Annotated in this window: 22 protein-coding genes; 12 read left to right on the top strand and 10 right to left on the bottom strand. The window is 59.9% G+C overall.

The window, feature by feature from the left end; translation table 11 throughout:
• Positions 1 to 11: 11 nt before the first annotated feature.
• From BM416_RS06565 to BM416_RS06550, 4 genes are all read left to right on the top strand, one after another.
• Positions 12 to 326 (top strand): hypothetical protein, encoded by a 315-nt coding sequence (locus BM416_RS06565; protein WP_027603760.1) that lies wholly within the window; start codon positions 12 to 14, stop codon positions 324 to 326.
• Between the two features lie 151 nt (positions 327 to 477).
• Positions 478 to 1,080, top strand: a complete 603-nt coding sequence (locus BM416_RS06560) for an FMN-dependent NADH-azoreductase (protein WP_027603761.1) — start codon at positions 478 to 480, stop codon at positions 1,078 to 1,080.
• A gap of 211 nt (positions 1,081 to 1,291) precedes the next feature.
• Complete coding sequence (locus BM416_RS06555; protein ID WP_092486663.1) at positions 1,292 to 2,167, top strand: carboxylate/amino acid/amine transporter; 876 nt, start codon at positions 1,292 to 1,294, stop codon at positions 2,165 to 2,167.
• A 68-nt stretch (positions 2,168 to 2,235) separates the two neighbouring features.
• Entirely contained in the window at positions 2,236 to 2,652 is a 417-nt protein-coding gene (locus tag BM416_RS06550; protein ID WP_027603763.1) for an Lrp/AsnC family transcriptional regulator, read from the top strand.
• 28 nt (positions 2,653 to 2,680) lie between these two features.
• Here the strand turns inward: BM416_RS06550 and BM416_RS06545 are convergent, their stop codons facing one another.
• The 6 genes from BM416_RS06545 to BM416_RS06520 form a co-directional block, all read right to left on the bottom strand.
• On the bottom strand, positions 2,681 to 3,358 hold the full coding sequence (locus BM416_RS06545) for a phenylalanine--tRNA ligase beta subunit-related protein (RefSeq protein ID WP_027603764.1): 678 nt from the start codon (positions 3,356 to 3,358) through the stop codon (positions 2,681 to 2,683).
• A gap of 4 nt (positions 3,359 to 3,362) precedes the next feature.
• On the bottom strand, positions 3,363 to 4,589 hold the full coding sequence (locus BM416_RS06540) for an ATP-grasp domain-containing protein (RefSeq protein ID WP_256577463.1): 1,227 nt from the start codon (positions 4,587 to 4,589) through the stop codon (positions 3,363 to 3,365).
• Between the two features lie 3 nt (positions 4,590 to 4,592).
• A complete protein-coding gene (locus tag BM416_RS06535) occupies positions 4,593 to 5,774 on the bottom strand; it encodes an MFS transporter (protein WP_092486660.1) in 1,182 nt (393 codons plus the stop codon).
• An 8-nt stretch (positions 5,775 to 5,782) separates the two neighbouring features.
• Positions 5,783 to 6,097: a Rieske 2Fe-2S domain-containing protein gene (locus BM416_RS06530; RefSeq protein WP_092486657.1), complete on the bottom strand. Its 315-nt coding sequence runs from the start codon at positions 6,095 to 6,097 to the stop codon at positions 5,783 to 5,785.
• A 12-nt stretch (positions 6,098 to 6,109) separates the two neighbouring features.
• Positions 6,110 to 7,489, bottom strand: a complete 1,380-nt coding sequence (locus BM416_RS06525; RefSeq protein ID WP_256577462.1) for an iron-containing redox enzyme family protein — start codon at positions 7,487 to 7,489, stop codon at positions 6,110 to 6,112.
• A 269-nt stretch (positions 7,490 to 7,758) separates the two neighbouring features.
• Complete coding sequence (locus tag BM416_RS06520; protein ID WP_092486654.1) at positions 7,759 to 9,045, bottom strand: mechanosensitive ion channel family protein; 1,287 nt, start codon at positions 9,043 to 9,045, stop codon at positions 7,759 to 7,761.
• A gap of 193 nt (positions 9,046 to 9,238) precedes the next feature.
• Here BM416_RS06520 and BM416_RS06515 point away from each other — a divergent pair, with 193 nt between their 5' ends.
• The gene (locus BM416_RS06515) at positions 9,239 to 10,585 is read left to right on the top strand and encodes a DEAD/DEAH box helicase (RefSeq protein ID WP_027603770.1); all 1,347 of its coding nucleotides are present in this window, start codon (positions 9,239 to 9,241) and stop codon (positions 10,583 to 10,585) included.
• 48 nt (positions 10,586 to 10,633) lie between these two features.
• On the opposite strand, the gene BM416_RS06510 is transcribed toward BM416_RS06515, so the two are convergent.
• Positions 10,634 to 10,909 (bottom strand): hypothetical protein, encoded by a 276-nt coding sequence (locus BM416_RS06510; protein ID WP_027603771.1) that lies wholly within the window; start codon positions 10,907 to 10,909, stop codon positions 10,634 to 10,636.
• 154 nt (positions 10,910 to 11,063) lie between these two features.
• Between BM416_RS06510 and BM416_RS06505 the strand changes: the two genes are divergently transcribed.
• The 5 genes from BM416_RS06505 (at position 11,064) to copD (ending at position 15,449) form a co-directional block, all read left to right on the top strand.
• On the top strand, positions 11,064 to 11,453 hold the full coding sequence (locus BM416_RS06505) for a transcriptional regulator (RefSeq protein WP_092486651.1): 390 nt from the start codon (positions 11,064 to 11,066) through the stop codon (positions 11,451 to 11,453).
• A gap of 130 nt (positions 11,454 to 11,583) precedes the next feature.
• Positions 11,584 to 13,299 carry a copper resistance system multicopper oxidase gene (locus BM416_RS06500; protein ID WP_092486648.1) on the top strand — a complete coding sequence of 572 codons (1,716 nt, stop codon included), beginning with the start codon at positions 11,584 to 11,586 and terminating at the stop codon, positions 13,297 to 13,299.
• Positions 13,300 to 13,309: 10 nt separating this feature from the next.
• The gene (locus BM416_RS06495; protein ID WP_092486645.1) at positions 13,310 to 14,134 is read left to right on the top strand and encodes a copper resistance protein B; all 825 of its coding nucleotides are present in this window, start codon (positions 13,310 to 13,312) and stop codon (positions 14,132 to 14,134) included.
• Positions 14,135 to 14,184: 50 nt separating this feature from the next.
• Positions 14,185 to 14,571: a copper homeostasis periplasmic binding protein CopC gene (gene copC / locus BM416_RS06490; RefSeq protein WP_027603774.1), complete on the top strand. Its 387-nt coding sequence runs from the start codon at positions 14,185 to 14,187 to the stop codon at positions 14,569 to 14,571.
• Entirely contained in the window at positions 14,568 to 15,449 is an 882-nt protein-coding gene (copD, locus tag BM416_RS06485; RefSeq protein WP_092486642.1) for a copper homeostasis membrane protein CopD, read from the top strand. Before copC ends, copD begins: the two co-directional genes overlap by 4 nt.
• Here copD and BM416_RS06480 read toward each other — a convergent pair.
• The 3 genes from BM416_RS06480 to BM416_RS06470 form a co-directional block, all read right to left on the bottom strand.
• Positions 15,446 to 16,312, bottom strand: coding sequence for a DUF6279 family lipoprotein (locus tag BM416_RS06480; protein WP_092486639.1), 867 nt, complete (start codon positions 16,310 to 16,312; stop codon positions 15,446 to 15,448). The two genes, copD and BM416_RS06480, sit on opposite strands and share 4 nt — an antisense overlap.
• A gap of 67 nt (positions 16,313 to 16,379) precedes the next feature.
• On the bottom strand, positions 16,380 to 17,102 hold the full coding sequence (locus BM416_RS06475) for a TorF family putative porin (RefSeq protein WP_092486637.1): 723 nt from the start codon (positions 17,100 to 17,102) through the stop codon (positions 16,380 to 16,382).
• Between the two features lie 206 nt (positions 17,103 to 17,308).
• Positions 17,309 to 17,488 carry a hypothetical protein gene (locus BM416_RS06470; protein WP_003193095.1) on the bottom strand — a complete coding sequence of 60 codons (180 nt, stop codon included), beginning with the start codon at positions 17,486 to 17,488 and terminating at the stop codon, positions 17,309 to 17,311.
• A gap of 322 nt (positions 17,489 to 17,810) precedes the next feature.
• On the opposite strand from BM416_RS06470, the gene BM416_RS06465 reads away from it, so the two are divergent.
• Positions 17,811 to 18,647 carry a CvfB family protein gene (locus BM416_RS06465; RefSeq protein ID WP_092486634.1) on the top strand — a complete coding sequence of 279 codons (837 nt, stop codon included), beginning with the start codon at positions 17,811 to 17,813 and terminating at the stop codon, positions 18,645 to 18,647.
• A gap of 154 nt (positions 18,648 to 18,801) precedes the next feature.
• Entirely contained in the window at positions 18,802 to 19,200 is a 399-nt protein-coding gene (locus tag BM416_RS06460) for a DUF2177 family protein (protein ID WP_092486631.1), read from the top strand.
• Positions 19,201 to 19,389: the final 189 nt, after the last annotated feature.

The raw sequence follows: 19,389 nt of genomic DNA, 5'->3' as shown, positions 1-19,389 counted from the left end.
GAGACTGCCGAATGAGAAAATTCTGTTGTGTGTTGCTGACGCTGCTGCCGATGAGCGCGTTTGCCTACCCCATCGACGTGACGAAAAAGATCGACGGCGTGAGCATCGATTACACCGCCTCCGACGTGGACGGTGATATCAGCTCGATCCAGCTGAATAACTATGGCACCCAGGACGCCGTGTGTTCGGTAACGTTCACCAACGGCCCGGAATCGCCGCGTCGTCGCACGGTTACGGTGCCGGCGGGGAAAAGCACCAACACCACGGTCAAGTTCAACCGCGCCATTATCAAGATGCGTATCGCGTTGGCCTGCGCGCCGAAATAACACAGCAGCGGAGCATGCCCATCGCGATACTCCGCTTATAAACAAATTTATAGATGGGTTATAGCAGTTTTTTGCGCTTTTTTATCGAATTGGCTCTGTCTAATCTCCACTCCATCGACTTACAGCAATTACAGATGGAGCCTACGAAGCCATGTCCAATGTCCTGATCATCGAAAGCAGCGCCCGCCAGCAGGATTCGATCTCCCGTCAACTGACCCAGCAGTTCATCAGCCAATGGCAGGCCGCCCACCCGACGGACCGGATCACTGTGCGTGACGTGGCGCTCAACCCGGTTCCGCACCTGGACGCCAACCTGCTCGGCGGCTGGATGAAACCGGCGGATCAGCGCAACGGTAACGAACAGGCTTCCCTCGACCGCTCCAACGAATTGACCGACGAACTGCTGGCCGCTGACGTGCTGGTGATGGCCGCACCGATGTACAACTTCGCCATCCCCAGCACCCTCAAGGCCTGGCTGGATCACGTGTTGCGGGCGGGTGTGACCTTCAAGTACACCCCCACCGGGCCGCAAGGTTTGTTGACCGGCAAGCGTGCCATTGTGTTGACCGCCCGGGGTGGCATCCACACCGGCGCCAGTTCCGATCACCAGGAACCGTACCTGCGCCAGGTCATGGCGTTTATCGGCATCCACGATGTCACTTTCATTCACGCCGAAGGGGTGAACCTGAGCGGGGACTTCCAGGAAAAGGGCATCAACCACGCCAAGGCCCAGCTGGTACAGCTCGTGGCGTGAGGTGGTTGATCCTTTAATCGTCAGATAATCGCGCGGTGTTTATATCGCTCCACGCAAACCCTTCAAGTACGCGTACGAACCTCCCTTTGCACTTGTTGCTCCTGAGTGCTCCTGCCCGACTGCCGCTTTAGCGAGGTCGGGTTTTTTTTGCCCCGAGTTTCTTCAATCGCCGAAAACCTTTAATGTCCCGCCCATTCGATGCGAGGCGCACATGGGCTATCTACTGGTTGTCACCCTGATTCAGGCATTTTCCTTCAGCTTGATCGGCGAATACCTCGCCGGTCACGTCGACAGCTACTTCGCGGTGCTGGTGCGTGTCGTGCTGGCCGGGCTGGTCTTTATCCCGCTGACCCGCTGGCGCTCGGTCGAACCTGCCTTTATGCGCGGCCTGCTGGTGATCGGCGCGCTGCAGTTTGGCGTGACCTATGTGTGTCTGTACCTGAGCTTTCGCGTGCTTACGGTGCCGGAGGTGCTGCTGTTCACCATCCTCACGCCGTTGCACGTGACCCTGATCGAAGATGCGCTCAACCGGCGCTTCAACCCGTGGGCACTGGTTGCTGCCCTGGTGGCAGTGGCGGGGGCGGCGGTGATTCGCTTCGACCAGATCACCCCGCACTTCCTGATGGGCTTCCTGCTGCTGCAACTGGCTAACTTCACCTACGCCGCCGGGCAAGTGATGTACAAGCACTTGGTGGCACGCTACCCGAGTGACCTGCCGCACTACCGGCGTTTCGGTTATTTCTACCTCGGTGCGTTGCTGGTGGTGTTGCCGGCGTTCCTGTTGTTCGGCAAGGCCGATTTCCTGCCGCAAGCGCCGCTGCAATGGGGTGTCTTGCTGTTCCTCGGGCTGGTCAGCACTGCCCTTGGCATTTACTGGTGGAACAAGGGCGCCTGCCAGGTGCATGGCGGCACGTTGGCGGTGATGAACAACCTGCATGTGCCGGTAGGATTGTTGCTGAACCTGCTGATCTGGAACCAGCACGAGCCGCTGGGTCGCCTGGCCTTGGGTGGCCTGGTGATCCTGGGGGCGGTGTGGATAAGTCGATTGGGCGTAAAGCCCGCGCCTGGCGTACAGTCTGCGACGTGATCGGTCGAAGGCGAGCGTGAGCGGCAATGAAAGTCTGCTATCGAAAAGAACGGTGTGGGGGCGGCAGAGTGGACAAGATTGATGAACTGATCATTGCAGCCTTGAAGGATGACTCCCGAGTCAGCCTGGCGCAATTGGCGCGGCAAGTTCACAAGTCTCGAACCGCAGTGGAGTCGCGCGTTCAAAAGCTGATTGAAAAAGGCATCATCCTGGGCTTCACCATCAACGTCGCCGAGGGCGATGAGACCCTGCAAGCGGCGTTCTTGATGCTGACGCTCAATGGCAGCAACTGCCATCTGGTGTTTCCGAAGATCCAGCAGTTCAGCCAGGTGGTGCATGCCTATTCCCTGTTTGGCGACGTGGACATGATGCTCGACGTTCGGTACAGGAGCTTTGAAGAACTGATGGTCTTCAAGGACAGCCTGCTGAAGATCGAGCATGTGAAGGAAGTGGTGGTCAACCCGGTGCTGAAGGCCTGGCGCTAGGCGCCGGCCAGCCCTTCATGTCCTGGCTTCAGGCGTGATCGCGAACGGTTTCAAGAAAATGATGGCTCAGGTTCGGCATTTTCTGACGTAGGGTGTCCACGAGTTCTTCAATGACCGCCTGGTTGAATTGGAACGATGTGTCGTCATGCCCCAGGATCACCACCAACAACCTTGACGAGTCTTTCGTCAGCCGAAAGTCATGGGCATCGGCATCCACCTTGCCGATGCTCGCCAACGGCACATCACCGCAGGTATAGACGATATCGCCGACGGGAATCGTGATGGCCTTCTTGGCGAACAGGGGGCGTAGCACCCTCGGCTTTTCCGACCGCATCACGTAGATGTCATCCTTCTGATGATAGGTGTGCACGCCGATACTGACCCCATGTCGGATCGCGACCGCGTTATAGGCGTCGACGATGTTATTGATGGGGTACACGCCTTTGGCGATGAAGCGGCGCAGCAGCTTTTCGTTGGCGCTCACGGTATTTTCGTAGCCGAGTTTCTTGAGCTGTTTGGCAAACCCTTCGTACACGACGTTCGAGTCCAGCTCGTTAAGGCGCGAGGCCACGTGGTTCAGGTTACTTTGCAGTACCCCGACGAAGCTCTGGTCATCCGAGACGGTGATGTCTTCGATAACGGCGGCGCACGCATTATTGATGCCCAGCTCACAGGCTGACTTTCTGATGATCAAGCGACTTTTCATAACCTTAGCCCCACAGTTTTTTTCGCAGGTTGGCGGTACTGGCGTCCAGTTGCTGCGCCGAAGGGCTTTGCAGCCAGAACAGCCCTGGACAGGTGGCGAAGTCGATCGTGACCGGCGTGGTATCGCCGGCGCCGATGAAATAACGGTGCCCGCAATAGGCCTCGTCCGCCTGGGCGCTTTGTATGGCCTGGGGTGAGGGCGGAGCGAAGGCATGGCGTTCATCGGAACAGAAGAAACCGATCCGGCCATGGCTGATCTGGCTGACCGCATCGGCCTGGGGGCGTGGGTGGCCGAGGTAGCTGTCGATCGACAGTGACAGCAAGTCAGGGTGATACACCTGCTGGAACAGCAGGGGCGCGATGCCACCGTGCAAGCGACCGCCGGCCTCGATCATCACCGGCCCGGCCTCAGACCAGATGATTTCCATGTGAATCGGCCCGACCCGCACCCCCAGAGCCGCTGCCGCCTGGCGCGCGTAGTCGGTCAGCGGTTGCAGTTCTGCAGCCTGCGGGTCGAGGGTGTCGAGGCTTTCGTAGACAAACATGCTGCCGTTCTTCTGGATCTTGGTGTACTTGCAGACGCTGGCAACGATGTAGGTGCCGTCAAAGGCGACCATATCCACCACGTACTCCGGCCCCGCTATGAACGACTGCACGATAAAACCGAGGTTGACTTCGCCCAGGTCGTTTTTCTGCTGCCAGGCCGCGTTTTGCAAGGCGGTCTCCACTTCGCGCTTGCCCTGGGCAAACACCACGCCTTCGGTGGCGGCCGAGTTCAGCGGCTTGACCACATAGGTGGCCGCCTCGTCGAGTTTGCCCAGCACTTCGCCGATGCGGCTCGGTGAGCTCAGCAGGTGCGAATCGATGTGGGCCAACTGGTATTTTTTCAGCGCCTGCTGCATGGAGAACTTGTTGCGTCGCAGGTCGCTGGTGATACGGCTGTTGCCCGGGATGTCGAGCAGCTCCGTCAGGTAGTCCGTGAGGTAGATCGCGGTTTCGCAGCCGGCGATCACGGCGCTCGGTGACAAGGCTTCCAGGGTGATCAACAGGCTCTCTTCCCAGGCATACACCTCATGGAAGTTCTCTGTGATCAGGTCGTTGGTGAAGTGTTCAGGCAAGGCGCGTGTGGAGATCACGGCGATGCACCGTATGCCCTGTGCGTTGAGCAAGGGTGCGTAGAGTTTGCCCGTGGAGAACGGGTCAACGATCAGTACGGTTTTCACGTCGTGCATTCCTTATTCCGTGGTGGCGGTGGGCGCGGCGGCCGGGCTCAGTTTCCACGCCAGTACGGCGGTGGCCAGCAGGCCGGCGGAGACGATCATCAACAGGCGGGCGCCTTCGAGTCCGAGAAATCCCGAGGTGGTGAAGAACGTCAGGATCATCGGTGCCGAGCCACTGACCAGCAGGTAGTAGAGCGAACTCTTGGCCGCGATCACATCGGCTACCCGGGCGTTGGGCGCCGACTCGATCAGGGTTTTACGCAACTGGATCCGCAGACTGTTGATGCAAAAACCCAGCAGGAAGGCCGCAGCCATCATCACGTAGAGGTTCTGGAAGTAGACGATTGCCACGTCCGCCAGTATCACCAGCGAGATGGCCCCGTAGCTGTTGAGCTTGATGCGCGGCAATACCGCGGCGCTGAAGGCGCCGAGGCCGGCCAGTCCACTGGCGACGCCGAACAGGGTGGCATTCCACTCATTGAGCTTTTGAAAAACGATGGGCACCAGGCTGTTGAACGCGCCGATATGGAAACCGATCATGCTCAACACGATGATCAGGATGTAGAGGTTGCGCGGCAGGTCCAGCGGTGGTGCATTGGAGGCCCCTGTGGCCTGTTCGGCGGCGTGTTCGTTGGGGTTGTCGGCCACCAGGAGGATGGCCGCGAGCGAGAGGATCGCCGCCAGGCTGATGATCTGCAGCGTCTGGTTGACCGAAAACACATCCACGATCAACCCGCCCAGCAGCGCACCGCCGAAGGCACCGATCTGGATGGAGGTTTGCATCAACCGCGCGCAGGTATCGCTGTCGGTGAGGCCGGCCAGCACCAGCTTGGTATTTTTCGATTCCAGGGTGCTGATGGTGAAGTAGTCGGTGACGCCCACCACGAACGCGATGGCCAGGAAGCCGATCGGCAGCAAGGCGGCCTGGGTAAACGACAGCCCCAGTACTGCGGCGAAGGCCACCAGGCGAATGTACAGCAGCCGTTTCAGGCTGAGTTCAATGGTAAAGAACTTGCCGATGTACTGTTCGCACAAATAGGGCACCACGGTCGCCACGCATAAGGTGGCGCCGACCAGGAATGTCGAACCGGTGGTTTCCAGGCCGAACCAGACCATCGCGATGACAATCGCCATGTCGAGGCCGGTGAAGAGGGTCACGATTGAATAGAACGCGGTCAATGTCGATTTAGTATTCATGGGCTTCATCAGTCGTAACGGGAGATTTTAAGCAGCGGCACACAGCGCTCGGTGTCGCCGACGACGGTGCTGATCTGGTTCCTGACGCGCACGGTGGGCAGCGCCTTTTTTTCCAGGTTGCAGACCTTGTAGGCGTTGTCGTGCCATGGGCAGATCACGCTTTGGCCGTCGTCTGTCATTTCGCCCATGTGCAGCGGGCCGCCACGATGGGGGCATGCGGTGGGCAGCAATTGCGTCGAATACGCGTGACGCTTGAGAAAGTAGGTTCTTTCCCCCACGGCCACATAGTTGGCGTGGTCGAGATTCAGGCTGATGGCTTTCATTGGGTGGCCTACTCAGATGGCGGTGACGGTGTACGTGCAGGACGGGCTGGTGATGCGGGTGCCGTGCAGCATTCCCTTGGGAATCACCACGCCTTCGCCGGCCTTGAAGCGCACCGTCAGTTCGGGGCTGGCGACGAACTCCAGCTCGCCTGATTCGACCCAGAACAGTTCGTCATTCGGGTGGGTATGCAGCACCGACAGTTCGTGTTCAGGCTCGGTAATCCTCAGGTCCACGGGTTTGTGGCCTTGGAGGGCCGCTGCCTGTGCGCGATGCTCATCGAACGCGTCATGCCAGTTGATATGGGCGTACAACTCTTCGTCGGCGATGTCCTGAAGCAGTCTGAACTCTTCAAAGCCGCGAATAAGGTCGGGGATGATCTGGGTGCCGAACTGCTGGATCATGGGAATGATCAGGCGCTGGAGGGCCATTCTTCCGTGGTGCATATCGATGTGGGCATGCTCATCGAAATAGTCCGTGGAGACGCTGCCGTTGAAGATGGTCTTGATCGCGCGTGACTGGTGCTTGGTGGTCAGCGCCAATGTAGCTTCGGTGTAGTACATGGCGCCGATATAGCGGAACAGCTCGCCATGGTTGGCCGATACGTAGTGGAAGTAGTTGGTGAGCGACAGCGACGCCGGCGTATAGAACTGCCAGTAGTGGTGCACGTGATGGGACATGCCCATGTCCTGGAGCATGTCTTCAAAAATGGTGCTGTGCTTCTTTTTGTCGATGCCGTAGCCATACTCGTCGATCAGGATCTTGAATAATTCGCTGGTGTACACACCGCTGTTACCCAGTACGTTGCGGGCCATGGCCGATGCTTCACTGAGGAAGTCTCCCGCACATTGCGTCATGAAAAACCTGGCGGCACGTTCGGGATGGCGACTGGTGGTCAGCACTTCATGGAGTTTGGACTCGGACTGGGCGACGTCATCCAGTACTTTATCGGTGTGGGCGATAAAAGAGTCCAGGCACCAAGGGCCGTTGATATGCACTTCTTCCTTGAGCCAGTTGTACAGGTAGTGTTCCAGCAACGGGCGGATCTTTTTGCCACTGGCCGCGTGCTGGGGATCATAGAAACGCTTGAACGCCTTGAAATCCAGTTCCAATGGCGGCTTGGGCAAGAAGACCAGGTCTTGCTCGTAGATATTCAATAACAACCGTTGTGCCAATAGATGCTGGCTGTTTGAAAGCTGGTCGCTGGTCAGGCAGGTGGTGATGATTGAATCGGTTACATCCTGCGGCCGCAAAGGTCGCTGATAGGGGCTTTGGGTGTAAAAGTCGAGGGGTTGAGCAAAGGCGCCAGCACCACAATAGTAGGTCAATGCTTCGGCATTCGAACTTAATACAAAGTCTGCTGCATTATCGGAAAGCTGAGTTGTCCATAACATGAGGGGGGCCTTTTGCTGGCGTTGTTTGATGGCCAGATGCTAAGGCGTGGTTTTTTTTAAAAACAGATTAGAAATAGTGCGCGCAAGTAGTGAAATTCACTAAAGGCGTAGGAGAAATTTTCTTTATGCGGTGAGCCCGTTGAATAATCGGAAGCAGCGGCTACACATAATTGCCGGCTTTTATCGGTAGTGTTTAGATGAATACGGTTGCGTCCTTCGTCATATATACCGACGAGGCGCTTGCCAGCCCCTCGTCGCTATCGTTGTCACTACTCCGGGGTTTCCAAGGTTCGGGCAGTGCCTGCCAGGGCCAGTATCCCGGTGCGCAAGTCGGTGCCACTGGGTTGCTGGTACAGGTTCAATCCGAACTCCGGCAACACGGCCAGCAGGTAGTCGAAAATATCCCCCTGGATCCGCTCGTAGTCGGCCCACACGGTGGTGCGGGTAAAGCAGTAGATCTCCAGCGGTACGCCCTCGGCGGTGGTTTGCATCTGGCGCACCATGCAGGTCATGTTCGGCTGGATGTCCGGATGGCTTTTGAGGTAGGCCAGGGCATACGCGCGGAAGGTGCCGAGGTTGGTCATGCGCCGGCGGTTGGCCGACAGTTGCGCGCTGTGGCCCTGGGCTTCGTTCCAGGCCTTGAGTTCGGCCTGCTTGCGCCCGATGTAGTCGGTGAGCAGGTGCACCTGGGTCATGCGCACTTCTTCATCGTCACGCAAAAAGCGCACGCCGCTGGCATCGATAAACAGGCTGCGCTTGATGCGTCGCCCACCCGAGGCCTGCATGCCGCGCCAGTTCTTGAACGATTCGGACATCAGGCGCCAGGTCGGGATGGAGACGATGGTCTTGTCGAAGTTCTGCACCTTGACCGTGTGCAGGGTGATGTCCACCACATCGCCGTCGGCGCCGACCTGGGGCATTTCGATCCAGTCGCCGACACGCAGCATGTCGTTGCTGGTCAATTGCACGCTGGCGACGAACGACAACAGCGTGTCCTTGTAGACCAACAGGATCACCGCCGACATCGCACCCAGGCCCGACAGCAGTAACAGTGGCGAACGGTCAATCAGGGTCGCGACGATGATGATCGCGCCAAACACGTACAGCACCATCTTCGCCAACTGCACGTAGCCCTTGATCGAGCGGGTACGCGCGTGTTCGGTGCGCGCATAGATGTCCAGCAGGGCGTTGAGCAGGGCGCTCATGGCCAGCATCAGGAACAGGATGGTCAGGGCCAGGGCCACGTTGCCGATAAACAGGATGGCGGTCTTGCTCAGGTCCGGCACCAGGTACAGGCCGAACTGGATCACCAGCGAAGGCGTCATCTGCGCCAGGCGGTGGAAGACTTTGTTGTGCCGCAGGTCGTTGAGCCAGTGCAGCGCCGGTTGCCGGCCGAGCAATTTGACGGCGTGGAGGATGAGGTAACGGGCCACCCGTCCGAGCAGCAGGGCCACCACCAGCAACACCAGGAAACCGAGGCTGGCATGCAGCAGCGGGTGTTCGTCGAGGGTGCCCCAGAGGTCTTGGACGTTGAGCCAGAGCTGTTTGATATCCATGGATGAAACCGATTCTTCTGTAAGACAAGACGGCGCGATTAGAGCATTTAAGTGCAACAAAGTTGATGCCGTGGACAAATGCTCTGACAAAAAAGCAACTGATTAGCGCCGTTCGCGTAAAGACACTCGGTTTGGACGCCCGAAACCGGTACCCTATGCAGCTGATTTTTTGTATTTCTTCGAGGTAGCACCCGTGTTTTCCCAATTCGCCCTGCACGAACGCCTGCTCAAAGCCGTGGCCGAGCTTAAATTTGTCGAGCCTACGCCTGTGCAGGCAGCGGCCATCCCGCTCGCGCTCGAAGGGCGTGACCTGCGGGTGACGGCTCAAACCGGGAGTGGCAAGACCGCCGCTTTCGTGCTGCCGATTCTTAACCGCCTGATCGGCCCGGCCAAGGTCCGCGTCAGCATCAAGACCCTGATCCTGCTGCCGACCCGCGAGCTGGCCCAGCAGACCTTGAAGGAGGTGGAGCGCTTCTCGCAGTTCACTTTCATCAAGTCCGGCCTGATCACCGGTGGCGAAGACTTCAAGGTCCAGGCCGCCATGCTGCGCAAGGTGCCGGACATCCTGATCGGCACGCCTGGGCGCATGATCGAGCAACTCAATGCCGGCAACCTTGACCTCAAGGAAGTCGAGGTGCTGGTGCTCGACGAAGCCGACCGCATGCTCGACATGGGCTTTGCCGACGATGTGCAGCGCCTGGTGGCTGAATGCGTGAACCGCCAGCAGACCATGCTGTTCTCCGCCACCACCGGTGGCTCGACCCTGCGCGAGATGGTCGCCAAGGTCCTGAACAACCCTGAGCACCTGCAGGTTAACAACGTCAGCGACCTGAACGCCACCACGCGCCAGCAGATCGTCACCGCTGACCACAACGTGCACAAGGAACAGATCCTCAACTGGTTGCTGGCCAACGAGACCTATCAGAAGGCCATCGTGTTCACCAATACCCGCGCTGCCGCCGACCGCATCTACGGCCGCCTGGTAGCCCAGGACTACAAGGCGTTCGTGCTGCACGGCGAGAAAGACCAGAAGGACCGCAAACTGGCGATCGACCGCCTCAAGGCCGGCGGCGTGAAGATCCTGGTCGCCACCGACGTCGCCGCGCGCGGCCTGGACGTGGACGGCCTGGACATGGTCATCAACTTCGACATGCCCCGCAGCGGCGACGAATACGTGCACCGTATCGGCCGTACCGGGCGTGCGGGCAACGATGGCCTGGCGATCTCGCTGATCTGCCACGGCGACTGGAACCTGATGTCGAGCATCGAGCGCTACCTCAAGCAGTCGTTCGAGCGCCGCACCATCAAGGAAGTCAAAGGCACCTACACCGGGCCGAAGAAGGTCAAGGCATCGGGCAAGGCCGTTGGCGTGAAGAAGAAAAAGACCGACGCCAAGGGCGAGAAGAAAAAGGCCGGTGCCAAGTCGCCGACCAAGCGCAAGATCGCCAACCGGCCGAAGACCGACAACCTGTCGCTCGTCAGCAAGGATGGCATGGCGCCGCTCAAGCGTCGCAAGCCAGAAGCACCCGCTGCCGAGTAAGGCGTGGGGGATGTGAAAAAACCGGACGTTGTCCGGTTTTTTTTAACCTCAGTTGTTCGCCTTGGCCGCCGCTTCTTTCAATTCCTTGAGCCGGGCGTCGATCAACTGGCACTTGTCGGGGAACTCCGCGCTTTCAGTATCCAGGTCCATCTTCTGCAGCTCGTCGTTCATCTCCTTGGCCTTGGTCGGGTTCTGCTCGGTGAGTTTGGCCACTTCCTGGGCCAGTTGCTCGCGCTTGGCCGTGGCCTCCTCCGGCGTGCAGGCCCAGGCAGGCAGGGCGGTGAGCAACGTGGCGGCGATGGCCAGGTTCATCAGGGTTTTCATGGTCGGACCTCCTTGGCGGTGATGCTCAGTTGAGGGGGCGAACGTCTGGAAAGTTCAGAGAAATGACGCCCGTCGGTTGGTATGAACGGCCACAGACCCACAGGGTCACTCCTACAGACGGGCTACTTTCCTTAGGCCTGCAGGAGGAATCAGGATGACGACTTACAACTGGGATCTGATCGAACGTCTGCTGCATGAAGTGCAGAACGGCGAGGGCAGTTTTGCCCCGCGCAAATACGCCGAGCAGGAAGCGGCCGAGAAGGCCACGGCGGGCGAGTCCACCGGTAACCTGGATGCGCTGAAAAAGACCGCCGCGGACTATGAAGCGCTGTTGTTCAAGCGTGGGTTTATCGAGTCGCGGCCTGAGGAAGAAGGCGGTAACGGAGAGAATTTCATTCTGACCGCCCTGGGCGCGCAGCTGATGGCGCTGATCGACAGCTCCATCCCGGGCAACGATCACCCGCGCCAGGTGCTGGATGAACAGGCCGATGCGTTGGACCCGGCGGCCTTTGCAGAGGTGGCGTCCAAAGCGCAGATCGCCTGACCCCTCCATGCCCCGGCACCCAGGCGGTGCCGGGCACGCCGAAACTGTCGGATCGGTAATCTGCCGCTAAGGTTGCTGACAGCCGGCGACCCCTAATCTGCTGCCATTCAACTGACGGACTTGAATCGGCATGCACTCTACTACCTCCAGACGAACCTTCGTCAAAGGCTTGACCGCCGGCGGCCTGCTCGGCGGGCTCGGGCTATGGCGCACGCCGGTATGGGCGCTGACAAGTGCGGGCGAGCCCACGGTGCTGGCGGGCAGCGAATTCGCTCTGTTTATCGAGCAGACGCCGGTCAATCTCACGGGTCAACAGCGCACCGCGTTGACCATCAATGGCAGCCTGCCCGGCCCGTTGCTGCGCTGGCGTGAGGGCGACACCGTGACCCTGCGCGTGCACAACCGCCTCAGCGAGCCGACGTCGATCCACTGGCACGGCATCTTGTTGCCGTCGACCATGGACGGCGTGCCCGGCCTGAGTTTCAAGGGCATCGAGCCGGGTGGCGTGTTTGTCTACCAGTTCAAGGTCAGACAGCATGGTACTTACTGGTACCACAGCCACTCCGGGTTCCAGGAACAGCAGGGGGTGTACGGCCCGCTGGTCATCGAGCCGTTGGAGCCCGAGCCCTTCACCTGCCAGCGCGACTACGTGGTGATGCTCTCGGACTGGACCGACGAAGACCCCGTCGCCCTGATGAAAACCCTCAAGAAGCAGTCCGATTACTACAACCTGCATAAGCCCACCGTGGGCGATTTCGCACGGGATGTGGGCAAGCAGGGCTGGTCGGCCACCGTCTCTGACCGGCTGATGTGGGCGCAGATGAAGATGAACCCTACCGACCTCGCGGACGTCAGCGGCCAGACCTACACCTACCTGCTCAACGGCCAGCCCCCCGGCCTCAACTGGACCGGGGTGTTTGAAGCCGGGGAGAAAATACGCCTGCGCTTTATCAACGGTTCGGCGATGACCTATTTCGATGTGCGCATCCCGGGGCTGAAGATGACCGTCATCGCCGCCGATGGCCAGCCGGTCAAGCCGGTCAGCGTCGATGAGTTCCGTATTGCGGTCGCCGAAACCTTCGATGTGCTGGTGGAACCCACGGCAGCGGCCTACACGCTGTTTGCCCAGTCCATGGACCGCACAGGTTATGCCCGTGGCACGCTTGCCCGCCAGGCGGGGGCGACGGCACCCGTACCGGCACTTGAGCCGCGCACCTGGCTCACCATGGACGACATGGGCATGGGGGGAATGGATCACGGCGCCATGGCGGACATGCCGGATATGGCGGGCATGGATCACAGCGCGATGGGCGCGATGTCGATGCAGAGCCACCCGGCCAGCGAGCAGAACAACCCTTTGGTGGACATGCAGGCGATGAGCCCGGTGCCCAAGCTCGACGATCCCGGTATCGGCCTGCGCAACAACGGTCGGCGAGTGCTGACCTACGCCGACCTGCACAGCACCTTTGAGGACCCCGATGGCCGCGACCCCGCGCGCACCCTTGAATTGCACCTCACCGGGCATATGGAGAAGTTCGCCTGGTCATTCAATGGCGTGAAGTTCTCCGATGCCGAGCCCTTGCAGCTGACTTATGGCGAGCGCGTCCGGCTGGTGCTGGTCAACGACACGATGATGAGCCACCCGATTCACCTGCACGGCCTGTGGAGCGACCTCGAGGATGAAAGCGGCCAGTTCCAGGTTCGCAAGCACACCATCGACATGCCGCCGGGCTCGCGCCGCAGTTACCGGGTGACCGCCGATGCCCTGGGGCGTTGGGCCTATCACTGTCACCTGCTGTACCACATGGAAATGGGCATGTTCCGTGAAGTGCGCGTGCATGAATGAGGAAGCGAGAATGAGCCGTCGGGTTTTATCTGTGTGTATCGCGCTGGCCGGGTGGGCATTCGGCTCGCCGGCGCAGGCCGAGGAGTTTCAAGGCATGAGCCCGGCGGTTCCGGCGCTGAGCGAAAGCCGTACGCCGATCCCGCTGCTCACCGACGCTGATCGCGCCGCCGTGTACAACGCGCCGGGCGGGCATGTGGTGCATGACAGCGGCATCAACTCAATGCTGCTGGTCAACCAGCTGGAATGGCAAGGCGGCGGTGGCGGTGGTGCGCTGAACTGGGACATCAAGGGCTGGCTCGGTGGTGACATCGACCGCCTGTGGCTGCGCAGCGAAGGCGAGCGCAGCGCCGGTCGCACTGACAGCGCCGAAGCCCAGGCGTTATGGGGGCACGCCATCAGCCCTTGGTGGGACCTGGTTGGCGGCGTGCGCCAGGACTTCAAGCCCGCAGACAGCCAGACCTGGGCGGCGTTCGGCCTGCAGGGCATGGCGCTCTACAACTTCGAGGCCGAGGCGACGCTGTTTGTGGGCGAGTCGGGCCACACCGCGGCACGCCTGGAAGGTGACTACGACATCCTGCTGACCAACCGCCTGATCCTTCAGCCGACGGCCGAACTCAATTTTTATGCGCAGAACGATCCGCAGCGCCGGCTGGGCGCAGGCCTGTCGGAAAGCGAGCTGGGCCTGCGCTTGCGCTATGAGGTGCGTCGGGAGTTTGCGCCTTACGTGGGTGTGAGTTGGAACCGCAGCTATGGGCGGACGGCGCAATACGCTCGCGACGAAGACGAGGACATCAGCCAACTGCGCTGGGTGGTCGGTGTGCGCCTTTGGTTTTAACCGGTTTCTTATTCCTATAACTCGCCGCCTTGAGCGGCCTGGAGCCTTGCATGTCGATGTTGAAAACCGCGTTAACGGGGGGGGCGCTGTGGGTCGGATTGATGATCAGCCTGCCGGCCTCGGCCCATCCGAAACTGTTGTCCTCCCTCCCTCCAGCCGGGGCCCAAGGTGCCGCGCCGGCCGTCATTGAACTGCGCTTTTCGGAGAACCTGCTGACGCAGTTTTCCGGGGCCAGGCTGACCATGACCGATATGCCCGGCATGCCCAATTCGCCGATGCCCATCAAGGCCAGTGTCGCGGCGAGCACCGACCCCAGGGTGATGCTGATCAAGCCGGCTTCTGCACTGGCTACCGGCACCTACCGGGTCGATTGGCGCGCAGTGTCATCCGACACGCACCCGATTACCGGTAATGTGGTGTTCAGCGTCCAGCCATGAGCGAACTGACCCAAGTCACACTGCGCTTTGCGCTCTATCTTGACCTGATGCTGTTGTTTGGCCTGGGGCTCTTTGGTCTCTACGGGCTCAAGGCGCCGGAGCGCGTGCTGCTGAATTTGAGCGGCCTGCTGCGGCTGACGGCTGGCGTCGGGATAGTGCTGTCGATGGCGTCGCTGTTGACGCTGACCCAGGCCATGAGTGGCGCGACGGATTGGCAGACGCTGTGGCCGCATCTGCACATGATGCTTTGGCAGACCGACCTGGGCTTGACGTGGTGGCTACGGATGGCGGCGCTGGTGGTGGCTGCGCTTGGCACCCGCCTGCCATTGGTCACGTTGTCGGGTGCCGCCGCGTTGGTGACGCTGGCGTGGACCGGGCACGGAGTGATGCATGAAGGCACGCTGGGTGTGTGGCACATCCTCAGCGACGGCGCGCATCTGTTGGCAGCGGGTGGCTGGGGCGGGGCGTTGGCGGCGTTCGGGTTGTTGTCGAGGCGCACGTCTTTGCACGATGCTTATCACGTTCGGGTGCTGGCAAGGGCGCTGAAGGGGTTCGAGCATGTGGGAGCGGGATTTGTCGCGGTGCTGATCGGCACCGGTGTGGCGAATTATCTGTTGGTGGTCGGACCGAATCTGGACGGCCTTACCGGCGGTGTCTACGCGATCCTGTTGTGCCTGAAGCTGGGACTGTTTGGCTTGATGCTGGGGCTGGCGGCGCTCAATCGTTTCCACCTGACGCCGCTTCTGCAACGGTCCGTGGCGGCCGGTGATTATGTCGCTGCCATGGCTGCGCTACGGCGCAGCATGGTGCTGGAGATGGGGGCCGGGGCGCTGGTCCTCGCGCTGGTGGCCTGGTTGGGCACCCTGGCGCCCAATTAGGACTGCGCGCTTTTCAGGCATTTGAGCGCCTGGAAGTCACTGCGGACCTTGTCGATTTTCTGGGTGAGTTTCAGCCGTTGCGGCACGCTGCTGTCGGCCATGACGTCGACGATCAGGCTGCGTGCGGCGGCTTCGGTCTGGGCATACGCCGCGCGATACTCCGGTGTCCACAGGCTTTCGCGGTCCACCAGCAGTTGCTGGATTTTCTGCGGGAAATCGGCGCTGTGGCGTTGCTGCACGGCGTCGATGAATTGTGCCTGCCAGTGGGCACGGTTGCCGATCCATTGTTCATTTTGCTTGCCCAGGCTGATGGACCAGGCCATGACCCGGTTCTTCTGGCTATCGCTCAGTGGCCCCATCCACGCATCCAGACGCTTGTTCATACGCTCGGCGCGGTCCTGGATCTGCTTGGCCAGCGGCGGCTTGAGGTATTCGTCCTGGCGTTTGCGCAGGTCCTTGGCCAGGGCATCGTTCATGTCGTTGACCTGCTGGTCATCCAGCCCTTGTAACAATTCAATCGCCGACGGGGTGATTTCCCGCGCCATCTCGGCAATCGCCTGCTTGGCCTCAACCGTGCGGGTTTGCAGCGCTGCATCGGTGACCTGGTTGCTCTCGACCATTGCTTGCAGGCGGTCGAGCCAGTCGAGGTAACCCGGCAATTGTGTGGTGCAGTGCCAGGCCAGGTGGTCCTTGAGCTTGTCGTTGAACCAGCTCTTCTGCCCGGCGTTCATGTCCAGGTAGTCGTTGAGGGTCCAGGGGATGATCACGTCCAGGTTACGGTAGGCCAGGCCCACGCGGTTGCAGCCGGCGAGCACCAGGCTCAGGGTCAGGAATACCACCAGCAGTTTGAGCCGACGCAGCATGGGCGTGTCCTTGCGCAGAGGGGAGTTAATGCATGTGAACCCGCGGCGCCCGCGACAGTTCAGCCCATCAATAAAACGACCGCGCCGCCTTCAGGGTCAACAGGCCATCGCATTGCGAATTGTGTCCGGAATAGGCCGAGCAATCGCCGCCGCTGAGGCTGGAGTCGCTGTAGATCAGGTCCAGGTCGATGCCTTTCCAGGCGCGGGAGAACTGTACCGACCAGTCGCTGAAGCTGCTGATGGTGCCGCCCTCTACCGAAGCCGGCGTGCCCAGCTGATGGGTGGTGTATTTCATGCTGACGCCGATGCCGAAGGGCTGGGTACCGCCGAGGTCGGCGAACAGCGTGCTGTCCTGGCGGTCCGGGTCGTTGCTGAAGGAAGCGCCGAAACGATTGCCGAGTAGATTCAGACCGCCGTAGAACTCCTGGCTGTCGAGGGGGCTGAGCTTGGGGTAGCTGTAGTGGATCAGGCCGACTTCGTAGCCCAGGGTCTGGTCGAAGGGGTGTTTGAACCCCATGTAGGAATCGACTTCGAGGGTGCTGGCCGAGGACAGGCCCATGTTCGGCGAAAACTGGCCGAAGTACAGGCCGCTGTCATGGCTCAGGTCCAGCCCGCCATGGAACGAGTCACTGCCTGGCGAGGTCGGCTTGACCAGGCCCTGGGCCATGCTGCGGCTGGGGGTGGTGCCCAATTTCAGGTCGAAGTCACCCAGTTCACGCTGGAAAATCTGCGCTTCGGCGAGAGGGCTGGCCGCCAGGATACTGGCCACGAAAATGCAGCGTTTAAGCATGCTTCACTCCATGAAAAGCGAGGAGCAGTAACGGAAAAATAGGGCAGATGCCCGTGCTAGACGTGTGCAAGCATACCGGCGAATGCCAGGAGGTGAGGCCCGTTCGTCGATTTGCACGTTCTGAAGGTGACGCGAGAGGGTATTTCGGGCTCTAGTCCTAGCGCCTTGAAGGCAAGACGCTTAGGGACCAGATGTGCTGCGCGGTATTACTTTTTACCCAGGCTGATCTGCTTGGACGGGCCGAAAGTCTGGCCGCTCACGCCCTTGGCAATTTGCTGGATTTCGCCACCGGACTTGAGGAAAGCAGCAATCTGGCTGTTGATCGATTCGCTGGTTTCAACGGCGGGAGCTGGCTTTGCTTTGCTATTGGATGCTTTTACACGCATGGCGGCCACTAACCTGTAGAAAATTAACTTGGCCAGGCATCGTACAGGAAACACTTGACAATTGCTTGGTAAATATCTCCCGGGAATAAGCGCGGCAGCTGAAAACAGCCAAAGTTTATTTTTGATATTAGCCCCTAACTTACTGTTTTAACTCGAAACCACGGGCTGAGCCGGCACCGGCGGCGTGGCAAAATTCAGCCGAATGATCGGACGAGCGGGGCGCTGCCACTGGAACGCCAGGCAAGCCCGCGATTTTTCAGGCGCGCGCGCGCGGCGAGGGCAACTCGGGTAGAATGCCGCCCACGCAATGAGGGTATTGGAAATGGCTTTAGTCGGGCGCTACAACAGCTTGCAAGTGGTTAAACACACTAACTTTGGTTTGTACCTCGATGGTGCGCAAGATGGCGAAATCCTCTTGCCTAATCGGTATATCCCCAAAGATATTCCCAGTGAAGATGAAGACTGGCTTAACGTTTTCATTTATCTGGACAGCGATGACAAACTTATCGCCACTACCGAAAAACCGAAAGTTCAAGTCGGCGAATTTGCCAGTTTGAAAGTCGTGGAAGTCAACAGCATTGGCGTGTTCCTCGACTGGGGGTTGCCAAAGGATCTGTTGCTGCCGTATTCGGAAGAGAAACGTCAGCTGACCGCCGGTGAATACTGCGTGGTGCATGTCTACCTCGACAAACACACCAAGCGTATTACCGCGACCGCGCGCCTCGACCGCTACCTGGACAAGACGCCGGCCAACTACGTCGTGGGCCAGGAAGTCGACCTGCTGGTCGCCGAAGCCACCGACATGGGCTTCAAGGCGATCATCAACAACAAGCACTGGGGCCTGATCCACAAGAACGAAGTGTTCAAGTTCCTGCGCCCGGGCAAGGAAGAAAAAGGCTTTATCAAAGAGATCCGCGCCGATGGCAACATCAGCCTGAGCCTGCAACCGGTCGGCCAGGAAGCGGCGTCCAGCCTCAACTCGAAGATCCTCGCCAAGTTGCGTGAAAACAACGGCAGTTTGCCGGTCAGCGACAAGAGCGACCCGACGGTGATCAGCAACTTGTTTGGCGTGAGCAAGGGCAACTTCAAGAAAGCCATTGGTGCACTCTACAAGCAGGGCCAGATCGTGATTCACGCGGATCGCATTGAACTAAGCTGAGTGCGGTTTGCTCTTCTGTAGGAGCGAGCTTGTTGTGGCGAGCAAGCTTGCTTGCGCTGGGGTGCGAAGCGCCCCAAAGCTTGCGACTGCTACGCAGTCGAGCGGGAGCAAGCTCCCTCGCCACAACAAGCTCGCTCCTACAGAGGCTGCATCAATGTCCAAGAAGTCTGTCTTCGCCTACCTCGGCACCTTGCTTGCCTTCCTGATCCTCGACGGCCTCTGGCTTGGCGTCCTCATGGGCCCGACCTACAAATCCCTGCTGGGCCCGCTGATGCTCGATCAGCCTCGCCTGTTGCCCGCCGTGCTGTTCTATCTCCTGTATGTCCTCGGTTGCGTGGTGTTCGTGGTCTTGCCCAGTGCCAGCTGGCAACGCGCGGCGCGACTGGGTGCATTGCTGGGCCTGGTGGCCTACGGCACCTATGACCTGAGCAACTGGGCCACGCTGCAAGGCTGGTCCGGCGGGTTGGCGGTGATGGACATGGCCTGGGGCACGTTCCTCACAGCGGCCTGCTGCACGGTCGGGTACTTGTGTGCACATCGGGTGCACCGGTGATTGTGTACAGGATTAATCTGCACCGTTGCTGAGCGCAGTCCCCGTTACTAAAGCTCTGTGTAGCCCTTTGGAACGCGGTTTCAGAGGGATTGTGTGCTATTGGCACGTATTCTGCTGACTGTCTCGTATACAAACCATGCCGCCTCCCGTATGCACCCCGTGACGGTAGCGCAGGCCGGTATGACGAGG

It is taken from the genome of Pseudomonas sp. NFACC42-2 (genome assembly GCF_900116055.1).
Classification (GTDB): domain Bacteria; phylum Pseudomonadota; class Gammaproteobacteria; order Pseudomonadales; family Pseudomonadaceae; genus Aquipseudomonas; species Aquipseudomonas marginalis.
Note: the sequence above shows the minus strand (reverse complement) of the source record. Positions and strands in the feature narration are given on the sequence as shown.